Raw genomic sequence first — 21,140 nt, forward strand, 5'->3', positions numbered from 1 at the left:
ATCGAGGCCGGTATTGCTACCGGCCTCGCCTTTTAAAGTCCTAGTTGGCCCGACGGCTTTCCTCTTCCGAAGCCGTTTGCCGCTGCCGGGCCGCTTTCACCTGCTGGTTGCCAAACGAGTACGTCAGGTTGAGCAGCACCACGCGGGTGTCAAATTTGATCCGGACGGACTGGGAGTTGCCCGGCTGGTCGGCCCCGCCGATCACCTGATTCGAGCGAAACACGTCCTGGGCGCTCAGTTTCAGCTTCAGGGCCGAAGTGACCGCTTTCTGCACGCCCGCATCCAGCGACCCGAGCCAGGGAGTCCGGAAGAGAACCGTCACCGAAGGCGTCTGGAGCCAGCCGTTCAGTTCGCCCGTCCAGCCTTTGCCAAACGTAAAGGCGTTGTTGGCGTTGAGACGTCCCGAAAAGTTGTCGATGCGCAAGTCGGTGCTCTCGTATCGGAACTGGTAGCGGTTGAAATACGCCAGCCAGTTGGTCTGCAACTGCCAGCCTTTTGTCACGGTAACCGGCCAGCCGAGCGTTGCGGTATAGCCCTGTGACCTTCCGATGTTCTGCGCAAAGCGGTAACCCGTATTTCCTTCTGTTACATACACCACATAGCTGAACATGTCCCGCAGGTAATTGGCCCCCGCCGAGACAAAAAGGCCGTTTTTGAACGCGTACCGAACTTCCAGCGCATGGGTGTACTGCGGCCGCAGAAAAGCGTTTCCCTGCGAATACGTGTACGGATCGACGTAGCCCCGGGCCGGATTCAGAAACTGGTAATTGGGCCGGTCGATGCGGTAGCTGTAGGACGCATTCAGCGTGCGGTCGCCGGCCAGCGGACGGGTCAGAAACAGGCTCGGAAACAGGTTCAGGTAGTTGCGCGTCACCACCTGCCGCATGGTCACGGCGTTGCCCTCCGAATGCGTGTGTTCGGCCCGCAAACCGGCCTGCACCTGCGTTTTGCCCCATTTCCCGGAAGCGCTCGCGTAGGCGGCATTCACCCGTTCGGTGTACAGAAACCGTGTCGACAGGTCCGGGTTACGGACGATTTCGCCGGGCGGGCCCAGGCTGAGCGTCAGGTCGTTGTCGGTCCGGACGGAAGCGGTTTTGAGGCCCGTTTCCAGCCGCCAGCCGTTACGCAGCGGGCGGGTGTAGTCTGCTTTTGCCGTAAAAATGTTGATTTCGGTCGGCTGCGTGTTGAGTAGCTCGCTGGGCTCCGTCTGCCCGTCCGGAATCAGAACCGTCGTCAGGAGGCGGTTGCTGAAATCGCGCTGAAAGTACCCGACATCCACGTCCGCGTTGAGCTGCCCGCCTTTTTCTCCTAATGAGTGCTGAAAATTGAGGTTGCCGACCTGATTGAGACTGTTGGTGTTATAGGTTTTTTCGGTCCCGGTCCAGAGGTAGACGGGGCCGTTTTCGGTCCGCCGGAAGGTGCCGTAAGCGGGGCCACGTTCGCGGTGGTCGCTCCATAGACCCGTCCAGACCAGCCCGATGGTCGTCTGTTTGGTCGGCATGAAATCAAATCCGGCTTTGGCATTCTGGCCCAGGTCGCGGAAGCGCAGGTAGGTGTACGTCTCCACCAGGTTGCGGCGGCCGGGGGCCGTCGGGCTGGGGTCCGGCTGGTTGCGTTTCAGCAGAAAATCGAAGAAATTGCCGCCCCGGTTGAGGCTGTACGAGCCGAACAGGTTCAGTTTGGCCGTCCGGTGATTCAGTTGCAGGCCACCCCGCTCGCGGTCGTAACGGCCCGTGCCGAGCGCCGCCGACAGGCTGCCGTTGGTGCCCAGACTGCGATTTTTCTTCAGCTGAATGTTGATAATGCCCGAATTTCCGGCGGCATCGTAGCGCGACGAGGGATTGGTAATGAGTTCAACCTTCTCAATGTTGTCGCTCGACATCGTCCGCAGCAGGGCAATCACATCCTGCGGCGAAAGGTAACTCTGCCGCCCGTCGATCTGCACAATGACGCCTTCCTTTCCGCGCAGTTGAAGCGTTTCGTTCTGATAGTCAACCGTTACGCCGGGCGACCGTTCCAGCACTTCCAGCGCCGTGCTGCCGCTGCCGATGATGCTGCCCGCCACGTTGACCACCATGCGGTCGATTTTCTGTTCCACAAACGGCTTTTTGATCGCTATGGTCACTTCGGACAGTTGGCTGGTGCTCTCCGCGAGCGTCAGCGTGGGGCCGGATGTGGAAGGGGATTCCACGGCAAAAGGCGGGGACGCAATTTTGCGGAAACCCACGCCCGAGGCCGCCAGCCGGTAAGCCCCCAACCGGACGTTCTCGAACGCGTACCGCCCGCCGGAGTCGCTGGCGGTGCTTTTCACCAGCGAAGAGTCCGGTTTGAGCAGCACCACCGTGACAAACGGCAGCGGTTTGCCCGCCGCATCCTTAACCGTCCCACTGAGCCTGGCCTGTCCGTAAGCAATGGTGCTCGTGGCCGCAAAAACGAGAAGGATAAATGTTTTCATAACGTCAAGCTCATCAGAAAGGGCCCGTGGATTCACTGTTGGTCGGCTTCAGACCGGGTCGCAGGAGGCGTAAAAAACTCGTTGGGGGAGGCCACGAGCGCAGGCAGGCATCAGGGATTCGGGTAGTTTTCATGGTTAAAAAAGAGGAGTGGATGGGAACGTTTTCGGGTGGAACCCGAACCGCTCTCCGCCCGAAGGCCGCAAACGGCCCGCCGGCCCGACAAACGGGTTAGTCGTAGCGTGGCGGTGGCGGGGAAACAAACGAGGCTATTTTTTTTGTGAAATCAGAAAAGAGCCATTGGAACGAAAAAAGAGCGCCACCGGCCTTTGCAGAAAGGGCCGGTGGCGCGGGTATAAACGGGTCGGATGAATCAGGCGAGGGCGGGCTTTCGGTCAAATTTTTCCTTGTAATAGCGAACGGTACGCCCGATCAGTATGCCGCCGACGACGGAAGGGACGATCCAAGTGGCCAGGTGCACCCAGTCGGGCGTGCCCGGGGGCAGCATCCGGGTGTTGTTGTTGACCAGAAACGCCGTGATGGCCGAAATGTAGGAGCCGCCCATCCGGGTTAGGTGCTGAAAGTACCAGGCCATTTTTTCGGCCGGTTGCCGGTAACGAAGCGCATCTTTCAGGGCGAAGGTTCCGGTCATGCCGCCGAAAACCAGGAACAGCACGTTTAGGTACGAGTACGACTGCGCGAGCAGCCAGAAGCCGAAGCCGATCATGCCCGCGCTGACGAGCAGCGTTCCGTAAGTCAGGACCCGGTCAAACGCCGTGATCTGCCCCCGCTTTTGCCGGGTTGCCCGCCAGCCGGTGGTGCTCAGGTAAAAACTAAAGACGGCAATTCCGCTCAGAAAAAGCCGGAACAGCGTGAACGGCTGAAGCACGCAAAGCAGTACCGACGAAAGGGCAATGTAGGTCATGCTCCAGACATAAATCCGGCCCGCGCGGTTGTGTAAGCGGCTGCCTTTGCGGGCGAACATCGGCACCAGCCCAATCAGCAGGGCCAGCGTCCCGGCGACGACGTGGGTGATGAGCAGGAAAGAAATCAGCATTTTCATGGCGGTTGTGCGTTTGCGTTTTGGTTGAGGCAAACGTACCGCCCTTCCCGGACAGAATGCAAAAAATAGGGTCGTACGGCAGGTTTTGGGACGTTTGACAAGGCCCGTTAGCCCAACCGGGGCGCTGACACTGCCCTTCTTTTGCAAAACAACTCCGACCCCCGCCGTTCAGGGCTTTACGCCAGCACCGCCTTCACGACTTTTCCCGCCGTATCCGTCAGCCGGAAATTGCGTCCCTGGAACGGGAAGGTCAGCTTCTCGTGGTCGAAGCCGAGCAGGTGCAGGATGGTGGCCTGAAGGTCGTGGACGTGAACCTTGTCTTTGACGCCGTAGTACCCGATGTCGTCCGTTTCGCCGTAGCTGAAGCCCCGCTTCACGCCGCCGCCCGCCATCCAGACCGTGAAGGCTTCGAGGTGGTGGTCGCGGCCCATGAACGGCAGCGTCTGCCCGTCGCGGTTTTCCTGCATGGGCGTCCGGCCGAACTCGCCGCCCCAGACCACCAGCGTTTCGTCCAGCAGACCGCGCTGTTTGAGGTCTTTCAGCAGCGCCGCCACGGCCTGGTCGGACGCCTGGCATTTGTTGCGGAGGCCGGTTTCAATCGAGCCGTCGGCCGAGGTGCCGTGGGTATCCCAGCCCCAGTCGAAGAGTTGCACGAACCGGACGCCCCGCTCCACCAGCCGCCGCGCCAGCAGGCAGTTCCGGGCAAACGAGCCTTTGTTGGGGTCGGCGCCGTATAGGTCCAGCATGGCTTGCGGTTCGCCTTTGATGTCCATCGCGTCGGGCACGGAGGTCTGCATCCGGAACGCCATTTCGTACTGCGAAATGCGGGTCAGAATTTCCGGGTCCTGTGCTTCCTCGTACTCCTGCCGGTTGATTTCGGTAATGGCGTCGATGGTCTGTTTGCGGATGTCGCCGGTCATGCCCGCCGGGTTGGAGACGTACAGCACCGGGTCGCCGTCCGTGCGGCACTGCACGCCCTGGTAGACCGTCGGCAGAAACCCGCTGCCCCAGACCGACTTGCCCGCATCCGGCTGTTTGCCGCCCGAAGCCAGCACGATAAAGCCGGGCAGATCGTCGTTTTCGGTCCCAAGGCCGTAGGTGACCCAGGAGCCGATGCTCGGTCGCCCGAGCCGCGCCGAGCCCGTGTGCATCATGAGCTGCGCCGGAGCGTGGTTGAACTGGTCGGTGTACATGGCCTTCAGGAACGTCAGGTCGTCGGCCATCGGCTGCAAATAGGGCAGGTAGTCCGAAATGTACGCGCCCGACTGTCCATGCTGCGCAAATTTTCCCTGCGGACCGAGCATCTTCGGCACGCCGCGGATGAAGGCGAATTTCTTGCCCGTCAGTAGTTCCTGCGGGCAGTCCCGGCCGTGGTATTTCACCAGCTCCGGCTTGTAATCAAACAATTCCAGCTGGGAAGGCGATCCGGCCATGTGGATGTAAATGACCCGTTTGGCCCGCGCCACGGCCGGAGCCACGCGGGGCGTCATGGGATTGTCCGCCAGAGCAGGCGCCTGGGCCGCCGGTTGTTTTTTGTCAAAAAAGCCGCAGCCGGTCAGCAGACCCGTCAGGCCCATAGCTCCCAGACCGGTGGAGCAGGTATGAAGAAAATGCCGCCGCGTCTCGCGCTGGAGGGTGGCTTGCTGAAGTTCGTGCAGAAGCTTGTTCATGTCTCTGTAAAGCGGAGTAGCTCTCCGCTTATTTTTTCAAACCATGAATATTGTCAAAAACACCGCGTTGCGGCCCATGTCGTCAAATCCATCCGCGAAGCGCCGCTTCGCGGTACATTACTCCTTCGTAATCACTTCGTCCAGGTTCAGGAGCGTATTGGCCGTCACGGTCAGGGCGGCCCGCGCGGGCGGAGCGTCGGCCCGGGCGAGCAGCTTTCGGGCATCGTCCGGGTGCTGCCGGTAATACGTTTCGGTTTTTCGGTACAGGTTCAGCAGAACGGCCAGTTTTCTGGGCGAAAGGTCACGGAACGTGACCGTCCGGTAGCCCGCCCGAATCTGGTCTGCGGGCGTCTTCGCCCTGTCGGCCATCGCGTCGGCCAGCTTTCGGGCCACTTCGACATAGACCGTGTCGTTGAGCGTCACCAGTGCCTGCAGGGGCGTGTTCGTGCGAATGCGGCGAATCTGGCAGAATTCCCGGCTCGGACTGTCGAAAGTGACCATCGACGGGTACGGAGCCGTGCGTTTCCAGTAGGTGTACAGCGCCCGGCGGTGTCGGTCTTCGCCCGTGCTGGGCTTCCAGGTCTCGCCGTTATAGGGCGATTGCCAGATGCCGTCGGGCTGGGGCGGCATGACGCTCGGACCGTACATTTTGGGGCTTAACAAACCCGTCACGGCGAGCGCCTGGTCGCGGACCTGTTCGGCCGCCAGCCGGACGCGCGGCCCGCGGGCCAGCCAGCGGTTGGTCGGGTCGTGAGCCAGTCCTTCGGGGGTGGCTTCGGAGCGCTGCCGGTAGGTGGCCGACAGCACGATGCGCCTCAGCAGTTTCTTCACCGACCAGGCATCCGTCGTGGCAAACTCCACGGCCAGGTAGTCCAGCAGTTCGCGGTGGGTCGGCGAAACGCCCTGCGTGCCCATGTCTTCCACCGTTTCGACCAGCCCCTGGCCGAAAAGCTGCTCCCAGAAGCGGTTGACAGCAACGCGGGCCGTCAGCGGGTGGTCCGGTGAGGTCATCCAGCGGGCCAGACCGAGGCGGTTACGCGGGTAGTCTTTCGGCAGAGGAGGCAGCGATTTCGGGACGTCGGGCTGGACAGCTTTGCCCTTCACCATCCAGTTGCCCCGTTCAAAAACATGCGTTTTCCGGGTCAGTTCGCCGCTGCTTTCGTACAGGACCGGCGTGCTGGGGGGGCTGGCGTTCAGCACCGCCATCAGTTTCCGGTCCATCTCGCCGAGGCGGTCGGCGGGCTGGCCGGGCAGGGCGGGGCGGAAAGCGACCCATTTCACCATGACCCATTCTTTCGGAGCCTTCGGACTGTCGAGCGTGAGGTAGAGGTTTCGGCGTCCCCGCAGGTCGGGCAGCGGGAAAGTCATGACCGAGTCGTTCCAGGCGCTGCCGGTTTTGGGCACCGGGAGCGTCAGCAGGGCGCGGCCGGTGGGACTGTTTTCGCGGATCGTAACGACGGCATTGTCCGCGTTGGTGCCCCAGGCGAGAATCAGCCGGTTTTTGCCGGTCAGGTCCACCTGCCGGATGCGAGCCGAGCCGCCATGCTGCACGCCGAAGTACTTGGCGTCGAGCAGGGAGGCGTTCTGGTATTCGTCGAAGTCGTGCGAATTGATTTTCGGTTCTATCAGCCGGACAAAATGCATCCATTCCTGCACCTGACGCGGGTTGCCGCTATGTTGGGTCACCCAGTTTTTCAGCTCGGCCACTTTTACCGAATCCTGATTTTTGTAAAAACGCAGCGTGGGCGTGTCGCTCGTTACGTCCTCGTCGCGGGTGTTGTTGAAGAAGGCGAGGTATTTGTAATAATCCTCGTGCACAAAAGGGTCGTAGGGATGGCTGTGGCACTGCACACAGGCGAACGTAGTGCCCTGAAACACGTCCCAGGTGGTGTTGACCCGGTCGATCACGGCCGCAATGCGAAACTCCTCGTCCTGCGTGCCGCCTTCGTCGTTGTTCATGGTGTTGCGGTGAAAGCCGGTCGCCACCAGCTGGTCGTCGGTGGGGTTCGGCAAAAGGTCGCCTGCGAGTTGTTCGGTGATGAACTGGTCATACGGCTTATCCTGATTGAAGGCCCGGATCAGCCAGTCGCGGTAGCGCCAGATCTGCCGGCCGGGGTCGCGTTCGTAGCCTTTGGTGTCGGCGTAACGGGCCAGATCGAGCCAGGAGCCCGCCCAGCGTTCGCCGTAAGCCGGGGAGGCCAGCAGGCTATCGACTGCCTTTTCGTACGCATCGGGACTTTTGTCGGACACAAAACGTTCGACCATCGCTTCGGTGGGCGGCAGGCCCGTCAGGTCGAGGGCCACGCGGCGGATCAGGGTGCGGCGGTCGGTTTCGGGTTGCGGCCGTATGCCGTCCGGACGCAGTTTATCCAGAACAAAAGGATCAATTTCGTTTTTTGCCCAGGCGTGGTCCGGGTGGTCGGTCAGACCCAGGCGGCTCCAGAACGTGCCGATTCGGGGTATTTCGGGCTTTTCAGGGCCGGTATAGGCCCAGTGGTCGCCCCACTCGGCTCCCTGATCGACCCATTTTCTGAGCAGGTCAATTTCTTCTTCTTTCAGCGGCGGGGCGTCGAGCGGCATCCGTTCGTCGGGATCTTCGGCCGTCAGGCGGCGGATCATCTCCGAAGCATCGGCGTCGCCGGGAATCAGGGCGGGTTTGCCGGACTTGGTCGGGGCGACGGCTTCGTGGCGAAACAGCAGCGAGAACCCTTCGACCTTTTTGACCCCGCCATGACAGGCAATGCAGTTTTTGTTGAGAATCGGTTTGATCTGGGTGTTGAAATCCACCTTCGATTCGAACGCACCGAAGGAAGAGAGCAGCGTGAGGGCAACCACGGCGACTACGCCGGTAATCGCTATGATTTTTACATTCATAAGGTTTGGAAATAGGCTCTGTCCCGTAAAAACAGGAACAAAGCCTAATTTACCCAAACTATTGATACAAAATACGTTCGACGCGGAGAAGTACGCCGGCTTTTCCGACAAACGCGTGGTGGTCCAACCAGCTCAACGGATGGAAACACCGTCCTGGCTGGTCCGAAGCAGCGGCTCCTCGCCCGGAAAACGGGTGGTGGGCTTTTTCTGGCGGGTCGTCATAAAAGGCCGTTCGCCGAGCAGGTAAAACCCGTAGGCCAGCGCCACTACGAGCGGAGTCCCGACAAACGCGTAGAAGAGGCTGGCCCCTGCCGGCGTCAGGCCGAGCGGGCGGATCAGGTACAGTTCGATGACCTGCAGCAGCGGGGCGTGAATCAGGTAAATGCTGTACGAAAACTGGCCTACGTACACCAGCGGGTCCCACGACAGCAGGCTTTTGAACCAGCTTCCCGTCCGGCGCGACAACCCGACCAGCAGGAAGGCCGTGGCGGCCCCCAGACTCAGGTCGACGGGCAGGAGGGTAAACGTTCCCGTCTGCGGTGTCAGCCAGATGTTCAGCGCCAGAAAACCCGTTGCCAGCTCGTACCAGGGGCCTTTGCGCGGATGCATGCCGAACAACTGCTCACTCGAAAACGCCAGATGCGCCGCCAGCATACCCAGCGCAAAAAGGCCAAAATAGTCCAGACAGGCCTCTTGGCTGATTCCCTCGACCGGATGCTGCCACAGCACGAACCACAGCACCGCCGACAGCGCCACGGTGACGAGGGTAGTCCCGCTGCCGCTCCAGCGCCGGAAGCCGAGCACCAGCAGCGGGAAAAACAGGTAAATCCGCCATTCGACGGCGATGGACCAGAGCGAGTGGTTGATTTTGTAGGCGCTGCCGGTCAGGTCGTGAATCAGGAGCAGGTGGCTGACGATATCCCAGGACGTGACCGGCAGGCAGATGGTCCAGTGCGTTGTGGTCGGCTGCCCGATGCAGGTCGCAATCAGCAGCAGCGAAAGGGCCAGACTAAGCAGGTAAGGGGGAACAATGCGCCGGAAGCGATGGCGGATAAACATCAGGTAATCGGTCCGGAGGTAGCCGTTGTTGCGCGCGACCGGCAGCATCAGGCAGTAGCCCGACAGCACAATGAACACATCGACGGCGTGACGGCCGTACGCAAAATACGGCAGCAGCCAGTTCTGGGCCAGATGGTCGCGCGGAATCTGCAGGGAGGCATGGTGAATGACGACGTAAAGCGCCGCCAGCGCCCTCATTCCGTCGATAAAAGCCAAATGCGACAACGCAGGCGAAAGGCTTTGCCTTGTCTGGTAATGCGTTTTCAAAAGAGTCCGTTACGGTTAAGATATAGACCATTTTCTGCAAAAAAGAGGCCATACTTGCGCTGAGCGGGCTTTCAGTTTAGCGTAAGGTGATTTTGATTTGTCTGACAAACCGACGGAGCGTTAATTTTTTGCTTTATAAGGCTCAAATGATTTATTTTCAGGTGGATTAAAACCTCCCGCGAAACTCAACTCTTCCCTTGCCGACCGTAAACGACAATTGGCTGCGTCTGGTGGGCGTGTCGCTCATGATGGTGCTGAACTACCTCAGCAACGGGTACTGGAAACAGCCGTTGACCGGGCCGCTCATCGCCAAACAGGGCCTGGCCCTGCTGACCATTGTGGCGTTCTGGGAAGCCGGGCGGTTTCTGATTTTGTTTTTCCGGAGAAAATACCCCACCGCCACCGGCCGGCGGCTGGTCACGACGGTGCTGGTCGGGACCGGGGCGACGGCCGTTCTGCTCCGGGGACTGGACGTGCTGCGGCACCTGCTGCTGACGGGTTCGCTGGAAAATATTCCCCCGGAACGCACGGCGTCCATCACCATCAATCACCTGAAGGTCTCGCTGACGATTCTGGAAATTGACCTGCTGCGGGCGTTTTTTCCGTTTATCGTCCTGCTGCTGGCCTACGAAATTTTCCTGTATGCCGCCGAATCCCGGGCGGTGGCCCAGCAGTTGCGGCGGGCCGAAGCCGAAAAGGCCGAGCTGGAAAAGGCGCACCTGCTGAGCCAGCTTGATGTTCTCAAACAGCAGATCAACCCGCATTTTCTGTTCAATAGCCTCAACGCCCTGAATGCGCTCATTGAGATCGACCCGCCTCAGGCCAGCCATTATCTGCAGGAGCTTAGTTCGGTGTATCGCTACCTGCTGCAGTCGAGCAACCAGCCCCTGACGACCCTTGCCGCGGAACTGCGTTTTATCGAGTCGTACGCCCACCTGCTGAAAACCCGGTTTGGGGAAGGGTTTCTGCTCGCCGTGGATGTGGCCAGAGAGTACGAAAACTGCGGTGTGCCGCCGCTGACGCTACAGCTGCTGGTCGAGAATGCCGTCAAACACAACGTCGCGCAGGAGCGTCGGCCGTTGAAAGTGTATATCGGGACCGACGAGCGGGGCTGGCTGGTGGTTCGGAACAATCTGCAGCGCAAAACGGTGGCTGTCGCCTCCAACGGCGTCGGTCTTCGCAACATCGTCACCCGCTATCGGTTCATCGGCCAGCCGGAGCCGGTCATTCAGGACGACGGGGCCGCTTTCACCGTGACCGTGCCGCTCGTTCCCGCCGCGGTTCAGCCCGAACTCCCGACAACCCGGGTCTGAGGCTGCGCCTATTACAAAAGTAGTTTTTTGGATTGGCTAATGGCCTCAGAGACAGCTTAGGACATGGAATAGCAAGGGCGGAGCGGGCTTTGGGACGAATCGCTCCGGGACTGTCTACCCATTCAGGAGCATTGCCTAGTTTTTAAAAAAATTTAAAAACAATCCGTTGCCGTTCCGACAAAGTTTGCTCAACTTTGAATTCTGGTAAACAACCTCTCCAACAAACACCGCCAACAGATTATGATTGCTGAACCTTCCGTTATCGACGGGGCTGGTATGGACAGCACGACGGCCCGTGCGGGTGAGCCGATTCAACAGGCGATTACCTACGAAAAAATTCCGACCAATATTTACGCGGATGCCAAAGCGGCGTCGCAGGCGGTAGCCAAAGAGATTGCGGCCCTGATTCGGCAGAAACAGGCGGAAGGCAAACCCTGCGTGCTGGGTCTGGCCACCGGTTCGTCGCCTAAGACGGTTTACGCCGAACTGATCCGGATGCACCGCGAGGAAGACCTGAGCTTCCGGAACGTGGTCACTTTCAACCTCGACGAATATTATCCGATGGAGCCGGATTCGCTGCAAAGCTACGTCCGCTTCATGAAGGAGCAGCTTTTCGACCACGTCGATATTCCGGCGGGCAACTACTTCATCCCGGACGGAACGGTGCCGCTGAACAAGGTGGCGGATTTTGTGCGGTCTTACGAAGACAAAATCGAATCGTACGGCGGTCTGGACTTCCAGCTGCTCGGCATTGGCGGCAACGGTCACATCGGGTTCAACGAACCGGGTTCGCTCATCAATTCGCACACCCGCCTGATGATGCTCGACCATTCGACACGAGCCGCCGCCGCGGGCGACTTCGGCAGTCTGGCTAAAGTGCCCAAGAAGGCCATCACGATGGGGGTTGCTTCCATTCTGAAAGCCCGTCGTGTGGTGCTGCTGGCCTGGGGCGAGCGCAAAGCGCCGGTCATCAAAGCCGCCGTGGAAGGCGTAGTGACCGAACTGGTGCCGGCTTCGTACCTGCAGACGCATCCCAACGGCCTATTTGTCATCGACGAAGCCGCCGCTTCGGAGCTGACCCGCATGAAAACGCCGTGGCTGGTCGATACGGTCGTCTGGGATAACAAGATGATCAAAAAGGCCGTCACGCACCTGTCGCTGACCCTCGGCAAGCCTATTCTGAAACTGACCAACAAGGATTATAACGACAACGGGATGAGCGATCTGCTGGCGCAGGTCGGGCAGGCGTACGACCTCAACATCGACGTTTTCAACCAGCTTCAGCACACGATTACGGGCTGGCCGGGCGGTAAACCGGCTGCCGACGACACCAACCGTCCCGAACGCGCCCTGCCCGCCAGCAAGCGCTGCCTTATTTTCTCGCCGCATCCCGACGACGACATCATCTCGATGGGCGGCACCTTCCAGCGCCTGCACGACCAGGGGCACGAGGTCCACGTGGCGTACCAGACCTCCGGCAACATTGCCGTAGCGGACGACGAGGCGCTGCGTTTTGCGGATTATGTGGTGGATTTCAACGAGCGTTTTGGCATCGAGAGTCCGCAGGCGACCCAGATTTTCCGGGATGCCGCCGCGTTCCTGCGCAACAAAAAGGACAGCGAAATGGACACGCCCGAAGTCCGGCACGTGAAAGGCCTGATTCGCCGGGGTGAGGCCAAATCGACCTGCCGTTTTGTGGGTATTCCGGTCGAAAACGCGCACTTCCTCGATATGCCGTTCTACGAAACGGGCAAAGTAGAGAAAAAGCCGCTGAGCGAAGAGGATATCCGGGTGGTGATGGACCTGATCGAGAAGGTCAAGCCGCACCAGATTTACGCCGCCGGGGACCTGGCCGATCCGCACGGCACGCACAAGGTCTGTCTGGATGCCATCATGGAAGCCGTTCGCCGCCTGAAGCACAAGAATTTCATGAAAGACTGCTGGGTATGGCTGTACCGTGGTGCCTGGGCCGAGTGGGATATTTACGAAATCGAAATGGCCGTACCGATGTCGCCGGACCAGTTGCTGCGCAAGCGCCTTGGCATTTTTAAACACCAGTCCCAGAAGGACGGGGTGGTGTTCCAGGGAACCGATTCGCGTGAGTTCTGGCAGCGGGCCGAGGAGCGCAACCAGGGTACGGCAGAACTGTACAACCGCCTGGGCCTGGCCGAATACGAAGCCATGGAAGCCTTCGTCCGCTGGAAATTCTAACTACAGTTTCCCGAAAAGAGAAATGCCATATCTGCGAGGTATGGCATTTCTCTTTTCGGGAAAATAGGTAATATAGACACCTGATACGTAACCTATGCAGACCGAACCTAAAGCGCAAGCGATAACTACCGAACGTAAACCACAAGGCAGTCCGATCGCGGGTGCGCGCCTGCTGTCGCTCGATACTTTCCGCGGCATCACCGTCGCGGCGATGATCATGGTCAACAATCCGGGCGACTGGGGGCATGTCTACGGCCCCCTACTCCACGCCCACTGGCACGGCTGGACGCCCACGGACCTGATTTTTCCGTTTTTCCTGTTCATCGTCGGCGTGTCGATCACCTACGCGCTGGCGGGTGGCGACAGGCCCGGCACGACCGGGAAAATCCTGAAACGCGGGCTGGTGCTCTTCGGCCTCGGTTTGTTCCTGAATCTGTTCCCCCGTTTTGACTTTGCCACGTTCCGCATTCCGGGCGTGCTGCAGCGGATTGCGCTGGTTTACATCCTCTGCTCCCTGATTTTTGTCCGGACGACGGCCCGGCAACAGGGCTGGCTGCTGGGAACGTTGCTGGTCGGCTACTGGCTCCTGATGACGGTGGTGCCCGTTCCCGGCGTCGGGTACGCGAATCTGGAGCCGGAAACAAACTTCGGGGCCTGGCTCGACCGGACGCTGCTGGGCGATCACCTCTGGAAAACCTCCAAAATCTGGGACCCGGAAGGGCTGCTGAGTACCGTCCCGGCAATCGGGACGGGCCTGATCGGTGTGCTGGCCGGAACGCTGCTGCGCTCGGCGCGCGCCGAAGCCGAAAAAGTGGCCTGGCTGTTTACGGCGGGCTGTCTGGCACTGCTCGCCGCCTACGTCTGGAACGGTTTTTTCCCGATCAACAAAGCTCTCTGGACGAGTTCGTACGTGCTGCTCGCGGGCGGACTGGCCCTGCTGGGGCTGGCGCTGTGTTACTGGCTGGTCGATGTGCAGGGCTACAAGCGCTGGACGCCGCCTTTTGTGGCTTTCGGGGTGAACGCCATCACGGTTTTTTTCCTCTCGGGCCTGATTCCGCGCATCCTGTCGATGATCAAAGTTGCCGGACCGGACGGAAAGGAAACGGGTGCGAAAGAGTGGATGTACCAGACCTTTTTTGTGCCGTACTTCGACAGTCCGTACAACGCCTCGCTGGCCGGCGCCCTGACCTTCATCGGCATCTGGTTCGGGATTTTGTACGGGATGTACCGGCGGCGGATCATCATCAAAGTGTAGTCGATTGTCTGGCGGCTTCTCCGCACAAAAACGATTTTCGGGCAGTGGTGTATCTTCGCTCCGGGGAAGGCGGCACCGCTGCTTTTCGTTTTTGCAACAGTCACCGCCGCCTGCACGTTTTAAGGGAAAAGTTTGGCTTTATTGACGCATATTGCCCCCAAAGCTTTGGCTCCCAACGCATGAACGTATTCCGCAAGTCCTTCCTATCGTTGTCTGCCGCCCTGGTGCTGATGGCTCCGGCACTCGGCCAGACAACCAAAGCCCGGAAAGCCTCGGCCAAACCCGCCGTCGTACGCCGCACGGCCGTGCCCGTTCCGGCCGAACTGAAACAGGCCATTCCCTTCGACCCCACCGTAAAACGCGGCAAGCTGCCCAACGGCCTGACCTATTATATCCGAAAAAATACCGAGCCAAAAGCCCGGGCTGAACTGCGGCTCGTCGTGAAGGCGGGCGCCATTCTGGAAACGGACGAGCAGCAGGGACTGGCGCACTTTCTGGAACACATGGCCTTCAACGGCACGAAGAACTTCCCCAAAAACGAACTGATCAACTTTCTCCAGTCGTCGGGCGTACGCTTTGGGGCCGACCTGAACGCGTACACGGGCTTCGACGAGACGGTGTACGAACTGCCCGTCCCGACCGACTCCGCCCGGGTGTTCGAGCGGGCGTTTCAGATTCTGGAAGACTGGGCGCACAACATCACGTTCGAGCCGGACGAAATCGAGAAGGAGCGGGGCGTGGTGCTGGAAGAGGCCCGGTCGCGGCGGAGTGCCCAGGAACGGATGCGCGAGAAGTACTTTCCGCTCATTCTGAACAATTCCCGCTACGCCGACCGGCTGCCCATCGGCAAACTGGACATCATCCGGACCTTCAAACCGGCCACGCTGAAGCAGTTTTACACCGACTGGTATCGTCCGGACCTGATGGCCGTCGTGGCCGTGGGCGATTTTGACGTGGCGCAGGTGGAGGCGACCATCCGCGAAAAATTCGGGCGCATTCCGGCTGTGAAAGGTCCAAAACCCCGCACGGAGTACACCATTTCGCCGCATAAGGACACCAAAATCGCGATTGTGACCGACCCGGAACAGCCCAATACGGTCGTGCAGATTCTCTACAAACGTCCCGAAACAAAGGAAAAAACGCTGCTGGATTTGCGCGAAGGCATGAAACGCAGTCTGTTCAACACCATGCTCGGCGACCGGATTCAGGAACTGACCCGCCAGGCCGACCCGCCGTTTCTGTTTGGTTTCAGCAATTACGGCAGCTTCCTCGGGAATCTGGATGCCTTCAGTTCGTATGTGGTGGCGAAAGACGCCGCCAGCCTGAAGCGCTCGCTCAACGAAATCCTGAACGAAAACGCCCGGGTCGAACGCTATGGCTTTACCGAAACCGAACTGGAGCGGGCCAAAAAGCAGTTCATGAAAACCATCGAACGCGCCTACCGCGAACGCGACAAAACCCGCTCGTCGGTCTACATCGGTGAATATGTGGACCATTTCCTGCACGACGACCCGGCCATCGGCATCGAAACGTATTACGATTTTCAGAAACGGTACATCGGCGGCATCACGCTCGGGGACGTTAACAACCTCGCCAAAGATTTTATCACGCCGGACAACCGCGCCGTGGTGATCATGGCTCCCGAGAAAGAAAAGGACAAACTGCCGTCGGAGGCCGACGTGCTGGCGCTGGTCAACGGGGCGGGCCGCGACGTGACGGCGTATGTGGATAAAGTGGTGGATAAACCCCTGTTATCCACCTTGCCCGTGGGCGGTCCGGTGACAAATGAGCGCGAAATCAGGGAAATCGGCGTGACGGAATGGACGCTCAAAAACGGCGTGCGCGTGGTGCTGAAGCCGACCAACTTCAAGAACGACCAGATCATTTTCACCGGCACCAGCTTCGGTGGCACATCGCTGTACGGCAACGAGGATTTCGAGTCGGCCCGCTTTGCCTCGACGCTGGCCCATCTGAGCGGCGTGGGCGAATACAACCAGACGCAGTTGCAGCGGTTCCTGACGGGCAAGTCGGTGAACGTAGGGCCGTACATTTCCGAAACGGGCGAAGGCGTCGGTGGTAACACATCGCCGGAAGACCTCGAAACGGCCCTGCAACTGCTCTACGCCTATTTCACGACGCCCCGCCTGGACACCGACGTCATCAAGGGCTTCCTGTCGAACCAGCGGGCAGCACTGCAAAATGCGTACGCCACCCCCACGCCGCAGAAGATCTTCAACGACACGCTGGCGGCCGTACTCGGCAACTACAATTACCGCCGGATGCCGCTCACGCTCGCGCGCCTCGAACAGGTGAAACCCGAGCGGGCTTTGCAGCTCTACCGCGACCGTTTTGCCGACGCCAGCGATTTTACCTTCTTTTTCGTCGGTAATTTCAAGGAAAAAGAAATCCGGCCGCTGCTCGAAAAGTACCTCGGCGGTCTGCCGGTGACGGGCCGCAAGGAAAGCTACAAGGACCTGGGCATCCGGACACCGAAGGGCCAGATCGCCAAAACGGTTTTTAAGGGCATCGACCCGAAAAGCACCGTGCAACTCGTGTTCAGCGGCGATTTCGACTGGAATCCGGAGAACGCCACCCAGGTGGACGCCCTGGCGGAAGTGCTGGAAATCAAGCTGACCGAAAAGCTGCGGGAGGAGGAAAGCGGCGTTTACGGCGTGAGCGTGGGCGGCGGCTACAGCAAGATTCCGGCGGAGCGTTACTCGTTCCGCATCGGCTTCACCTGCGCCCCCGAAAACGTGGAAAAGCTCATCGCCAAATCGCTGGAAACGATTGAAAGCCTGAAAAAGACCGGGGCCGACGAACGGGACATTGCCAAGTTCAAGGCCGAAACGCGCCGCGAAACCGAAGTGCAACTGAAGGACAACGGCTTCTGGCTCGGCTACCTCTCCAGCCAGTACCTCAACGGAGACGACCCGACCGAAATCCTGCGCGAAGACGAACTGCTGAAAAAAGTAACGGTCGAAAGCACGAAAGTGGCCGCCAACCGCTATTTCGCCGGGAATTACATTCGGGTGGTGCTGATGCCGGAAAAGACAGTTAAGAATTAAGAGTTATGAGTTAAAAGTAGGCTCCGCTGGCTGACGAGTTTGTTGGTTGGCGGGGCTTTTTAGTGCTTTTATTCGCCAACTACCACGTTCTGATAAATCTCCGAAAGCGGCAGCTGGAAGTCCAGATGTTCGAAGGCAATCTGCTGGCTGGGCTCGGTGAAGACTTCGTATTTCCAGAAATCAACGTTGCGGCTGTAAAGTTCGGCCCGGTACTCGTTCTGAAAAATGAGTAAATAATGCTTCAGGGACGGAATTCGCTGGTAGTTCTGCCACTTGAAGCCCCGGTCGTGGTCGGCGGTGGAATCGGATAAAACTTCCACAATCAGGCCCGGGTGCTTCACCACGTACTGCGCCCGCAGATCGTCGGGATGGCAGGTGAGCATAATGTCCGGATAAGGATAATACACGTCCCGGATGACTTCCAGCTTAACACTTTCCGAGAAGACGCGGCAGCCTTTGGGCCGAAAATGGTCCCGCAGGGCAAACGTCATGTTCTGCACAATCTCGTTATGGTTGAGCGTTGCGCCGGCCATCGCGAAAATTTCGCCCCGGTAAAATTCATGCCGGAGTTCGCTGGTCTTTTCCAGTTCAAAATATTCCTGAACGGTGTAGGTTTTCGGTGCGCTGAGAGCTTCCATGAGGTTTCCGCTACGTTTTGCTTTCCAAATATAGCGAAAAGGAAGATGAGTGGGGACACGACCCGGACAGCGTCGCCCGGTGGTCGTGCCACCCCACGGGGTTTAGCTTTTCCCGTCGTCGTTCGTGATCTTTTTGCGTTCGCGTTCGGGGGCGGCTTTCATCTTGCCGAAACGCCAGTTGACCGAGAGCCGGACGTTGCGGATGACGTTGTAGTTGATGCCCTCCGAAATAAACGTGGCCGTCTGGAACTGGTTCCGAACGACGTTATGCAGCCGGAAGACGTTTTCGGCATTGGCCACAAACGTCACTTTCTGCTTCTTGAACTCCTTCCGCGCCGAGAAGCCGTAATAATAATAGCCCGACGACTGGCCCTGCAACTGCACCCGGCGGGAGGTGTACGAGCCGTTGGCCTGCAGACTGAAATCCTTCGGCAGTTGCAGCGACGTGTTCAGGTTGAACCGGTAGCTCCAGTTCTGGTTCGTCGTCTGGAGGGCGGGGCTGTTGAGCAGGTTGTAGTTCAGCCCGACGGAGCCGTTCAGGTTCCATTGCTTCACCGGCCGCACGGAAGCGTACAGGTTGGTGCCGTAGGTGGCGTTGCGGGCGATGTTGCGGAACGTGCTGGTCGATACGCCGCTGCTGTCCACGGTCGTGACCTGTTCGATGGCGTTGTTGGTCTGCCGCCCGAAGAAGGTGGTATTCACCGTCAGGCCCTTCTGCGTGAACGTGTTGTACGACAGTTCGACCGAGTGGGCCAGTTCGGCGTTCAGGTACGGGTTGCCTGACCGGATGTTTTTGGGGTCCGAATAATTGACGTACGGGTTGAGGTAGGCAATCGACGGCCGCTGAATCCGCTGGCTGTAATTGAGCCGGACCCGCTGGCTTTTGCCCAGCCGCTTCGACAGGGTAATGTTCGGCATCAGGTTCTGGTAGCGGTCGCTGAACCGGGTATTGGTCGAGATAAAATTGGCGTTGATGTCAGTCAACTCGAAGCGCCCGCCGAAGGTAAAGCCCCATTGCTTGTCGGTCCGGAACCGGAACGAGCCGTAGGTGGCCCAGACCAGTTGCTGGTATTCGAAGGTATTGGCCCGGCGCGGGTCTTCCTGGTAATCCAGGGAGCCGTCGCGGGCGTTTTCGAGCCGAAAATCACTGTTCACATCCCGGTAAATGGCCTTCGTGCCCACCTCCAGCATCCGCCGTTTGACGGTCGAAAACGGGTAGGCGTAATCCGTCTGGATCGTCAGTTCGTTCTGCTGGTTGGTGTTGTTGTTGCGTTCGCGGTAATTGATCACGTCGCTTTCGGGCAGCGGGTACTGGTTCAGGTCGTACCGGCTGGCGTTGTCGTTGCGGTTGTACTGGGCCAGAAACGTGTATTCCTGTTCGGAACTGCGTTTGGCAATGCGGGTGTAGTTGAAATTGAGGTCCATGTTCCCGTTCCCGTTTTCGGAGCGGTTGTAACGGCGGAATTCCTGCGGATTCAGCAGGCGGGTCCGGGTGTCGCGCGTCGAAAACGTGTTCCGGCCTTCGCCGCCAAAACTGGCATCAATTCCCACCCGGTTGAGGGTGTCGATGTCGTAATCGACGCTGAACGAACCAATGAACGACCGGCCCGTATTGCGGTAGGTGCTTTGCTGCTCAACGGTGCTGACGACGCTGTCGGCGCGGAGATTCTGCCGGAACGACGACGCCCCGCCGAAGTAATTGCTGCCGTTGACGCCGCCGAAGCCCGTCACGCTCAGTTTCTGGCCTTTGAAATTGAAGTTTCCGCCGAAATTGCGCCGGAGGTTGCCCGCCGCCGCGTTGAGTCCGCCCGTCAGGCCCTGCAACTGGCTTTTGGTGATGATGTTGATGACCCCGGCCGTGCCTTCCGAATCGTATTTGGCCGACGGCGCCGTGATGACTTCCACCGTTTTGATCATTTCCGCCGGAATCATTTGCAGCGCCTCGTTGATGTTCCGGGCCATGATGCTCGACGGCTTGCCGTTGATGAGCACCTTGATGCTCGAACTGCCTTTGAGCTGGATCGTGCCGTCGGGGTCAACGGTCAGCATGGGCACTTTTTTGAGGAGGTCTACGGCCGTGCCGCCGGCGGCGGTGGGATCTTTTTCGGCATTGTACACCAGCCGGTCTTCCTTGTCTTCAATCAGTTCTTTCTGGGCCGTGACGGTCACTTCGCCGAGGGTGCGGTTGTCGGCCTTCAGGGTCAGCACGCCGAGGGCGGCTTCGGGCTTCTGCACCGTGATGGACACGGGGTCGACCGTACGGGTTTCGTAGCCCATGAAACTGATGGCAATCCGGTACTGCCCGGCGGCCACGTTGCTGAGCTGAAACTTGCCCGTTTCGTCGGTCGTGGTGCCGGTGATGGGCTTGCCGGTCTCGGCATTGAGCAGGGCCACCGTGGCAAACTCCACGGGTTTGTTCGTGACGGCATCCAGCACGGTTCCGCTGATGCGCCCGGCGGCGATGACCGGACTGCGGACCGACGGCGGTGCCGGAGCCGCCGGGGTTTGTGCCTGCGCCTGCAGACAAGCCAGGAAAAGCAACAAAAGTAAAGGATGTTTCATGCGCTGGCGGTCGGCTGGCGGAATGAAGTTGGGAATAGCTTAATATCGAAGTACCCCGCTCTGGTATTCTACTATGTTGTCGTCAGCAATCCCGTTTAAATTTTTTAAAGGGACTGCGGGTGGACCGGGCTTCGGGCGGGTTACCCGGAAACGGGAATACCGGTGCAATGTTATGGAAAATGATTCTGCGCAATCTTCCGGAAGTAAACCTCCCGGTTATATAACAAAAGAAAGATTTATTTTGAATGAGAGCGTTTCCAATTGTAAAGTTTCCTATAAAAAAGTCTATTGAAGGTTAGATAGCGGGATCGTCAAACTTTTTGAAGGCATAACAGCAGTCTCTCCCCCGTAAAGCGTTAACAAAATCCATTTCGTACACACCCTGCCGTATAAATTCTGATTGATCCCGCTTTTACCGGTTCAGTCAAAAAGATATTTGTTTTTTATCATAACCAAAACTAAACGATCCCTTCTCCATGCTCCCCGAGATGACTTAGAAAACCGGTAATCCAGGGCGGATTACCGGCTCCGGAGATTTTTTACCGTTGGTTACGAGTTGGCGCTCAGGTACTTCGGTAAAGTCTCCATGATTTGAATTGTGCAATTCAAACCATTAAAATTATGGATTTAAAACCTTTACTACAAATTGTAGCCAGACCTCGCTATGCACTGACCGGAGTACTTCTCCAATGCCTTTTCGTGGGGCAGCT

11 protein-coding genes are annotated in these 21,140 nt (G+C 58.9%); 4 read left to right on the forward strand and 7 right to left on the reverse strand.

The features are described from left to right. Positions 1-40: 40 nt before the first annotated feature. From ORG26_RS14440 to ORG26_RS14460, 5 genes are all read right to left on the reverse strand, one after another. A complete protein-coding gene (locus tag ORG26_RS14440) occupies positions 41-2,455 on the reverse strand; it encodes an outer membrane beta-barrel protein (RefSeq protein ID WP_266362943.1) in 2,415 nt (804 codons plus the stop codon). A gap of 371 nt (positions 2,456-2,826) precedes the next feature. Further along, complete coding sequence (locus tag ORG26_RS14445; RefSeq protein ID WP_266362945.1) at positions 2,827-3,516, reverse strand: DUF2306 domain-containing protein; 690 nt, start codon at positions 3,514-3,516, stop codon at positions 2,827-2,829. A gap of 176 nt (positions 3,517-3,692) precedes the next feature. Beyond that, positions 3,693-5,186 carry a DUF1501 domain-containing protein gene (locus ORG26_RS14450; RefSeq protein ID WP_266362947.1) on the reverse strand — a complete coding sequence of 498 codons (1,494 nt, stop codon included), beginning with the start codon at positions 5,184-5,186 and terminating at the stop codon, positions 3,693-3,695. 117 nt (positions 5,187-5,303) lie between these two features. Beyond that, the gene (locus ORG26_RS14455) at positions 5,304-8,060 is read right to left on the reverse strand and encodes a DUF1553 domain-containing protein (protein WP_266362949.1); all 2,757 of its coding nucleotides are present in this window, start codon (positions 8,058-8,060) and stop codon (positions 5,304-5,306) included. A 132-nt stretch (positions 8,061-8,192) separates the two neighbouring features. Next, complete coding sequence (locus tag ORG26_RS14460) at positions 8,193-9,386, reverse strand: acyltransferase family protein (protein ID WP_266362951.1); 1,194 nt, start codon at positions 9,384-9,386, stop codon at positions 8,193-8,195. Between the two features lie 197 nt (positions 9,387-9,583). On the opposite strand from ORG26_RS14460, the gene ORG26_RS14465 reads away from it, so the two are divergent. The 4 genes from ORG26_RS14465 (at position 9,584) to ORG26_RS14480 (ending at position 17,230) form a co-directional block, all read left to right on the forward strand. Next, positions 9,584-10,699 carry a sensor histidine kinase gene (locus ORG26_RS14465; RefSeq protein WP_266362953.1) on the forward strand — a complete coding sequence of 372 codons (1,116 nt, stop codon included), beginning with the start codon at positions 9,584-9,586 and terminating at the stop codon, positions 10,697-10,699. Between the two features lie 276 nt (positions 10,700-10,975). After that, entirely contained in the window at positions 10,976-12,910 is a 1,935-nt protein-coding gene (gene nagB / locus ORG26_RS14470; RefSeq protein WP_407704830.1) for a glucosamine-6-phosphate deaminase, read from the forward strand. Between the two features lie 94 nt (positions 12,911-13,004). Then, complete coding sequence (locus ORG26_RS14475) at positions 13,005-14,165, forward strand: acyltransferase family protein (protein WP_323134257.1); 1,161 nt, start codon at positions 13,005-13,007, stop codon at positions 14,163-14,165. A 179-nt stretch (positions 14,166-14,344) separates the two neighbouring features. After that, positions 14,345-17,230, forward strand: coding sequence for a M16 family metallopeptidase (locus ORG26_RS14480; RefSeq protein WP_266362957.1), 2,886 nt, complete (start codon positions 14,345-14,347; stop codon positions 17,228-17,230). A gap of 68 nt (positions 17,231-17,298) precedes the next feature. Here ORG26_RS14480 and ORG26_RS14485 read toward each other — a convergent pair whose 3' ends face one another. Together ORG26_RS14485 and ORG26_RS14490 are read right to left on the reverse strand one after the other, a co-directional pair. Beyond that, entirely contained in the window at positions 17,299-17,868 is a 570-nt protein-coding gene (locus ORG26_RS14485; protein ID WP_266362959.1) for a Uma2 family endonuclease, read from the reverse strand. 102 nt (positions 17,869-17,970) lie between these two features. Further along, positions 17,971-20,430 (reverse strand): TonB-dependent receptor, encoded by a 2,460-nt coding sequence (locus ORG26_RS14490; protein WP_266362961.1) that lies wholly within the window; start codon positions 20,428-20,430, stop codon positions 17,971-17,973. Positions 20,431-21,140: the final 710 nt, after the last annotated feature.

Origin of the sequence: Tellurirhabdus rosea (assembly GCF_026278345.1) — a bacterium.
GTDB classification, from domain to species: domain Bacteria; phylum Bacteroidota; class Bacteroidia; order Cytophagales; family Spirosomataceae; genus Tellurirhabdus; species Tellurirhabdus rosea.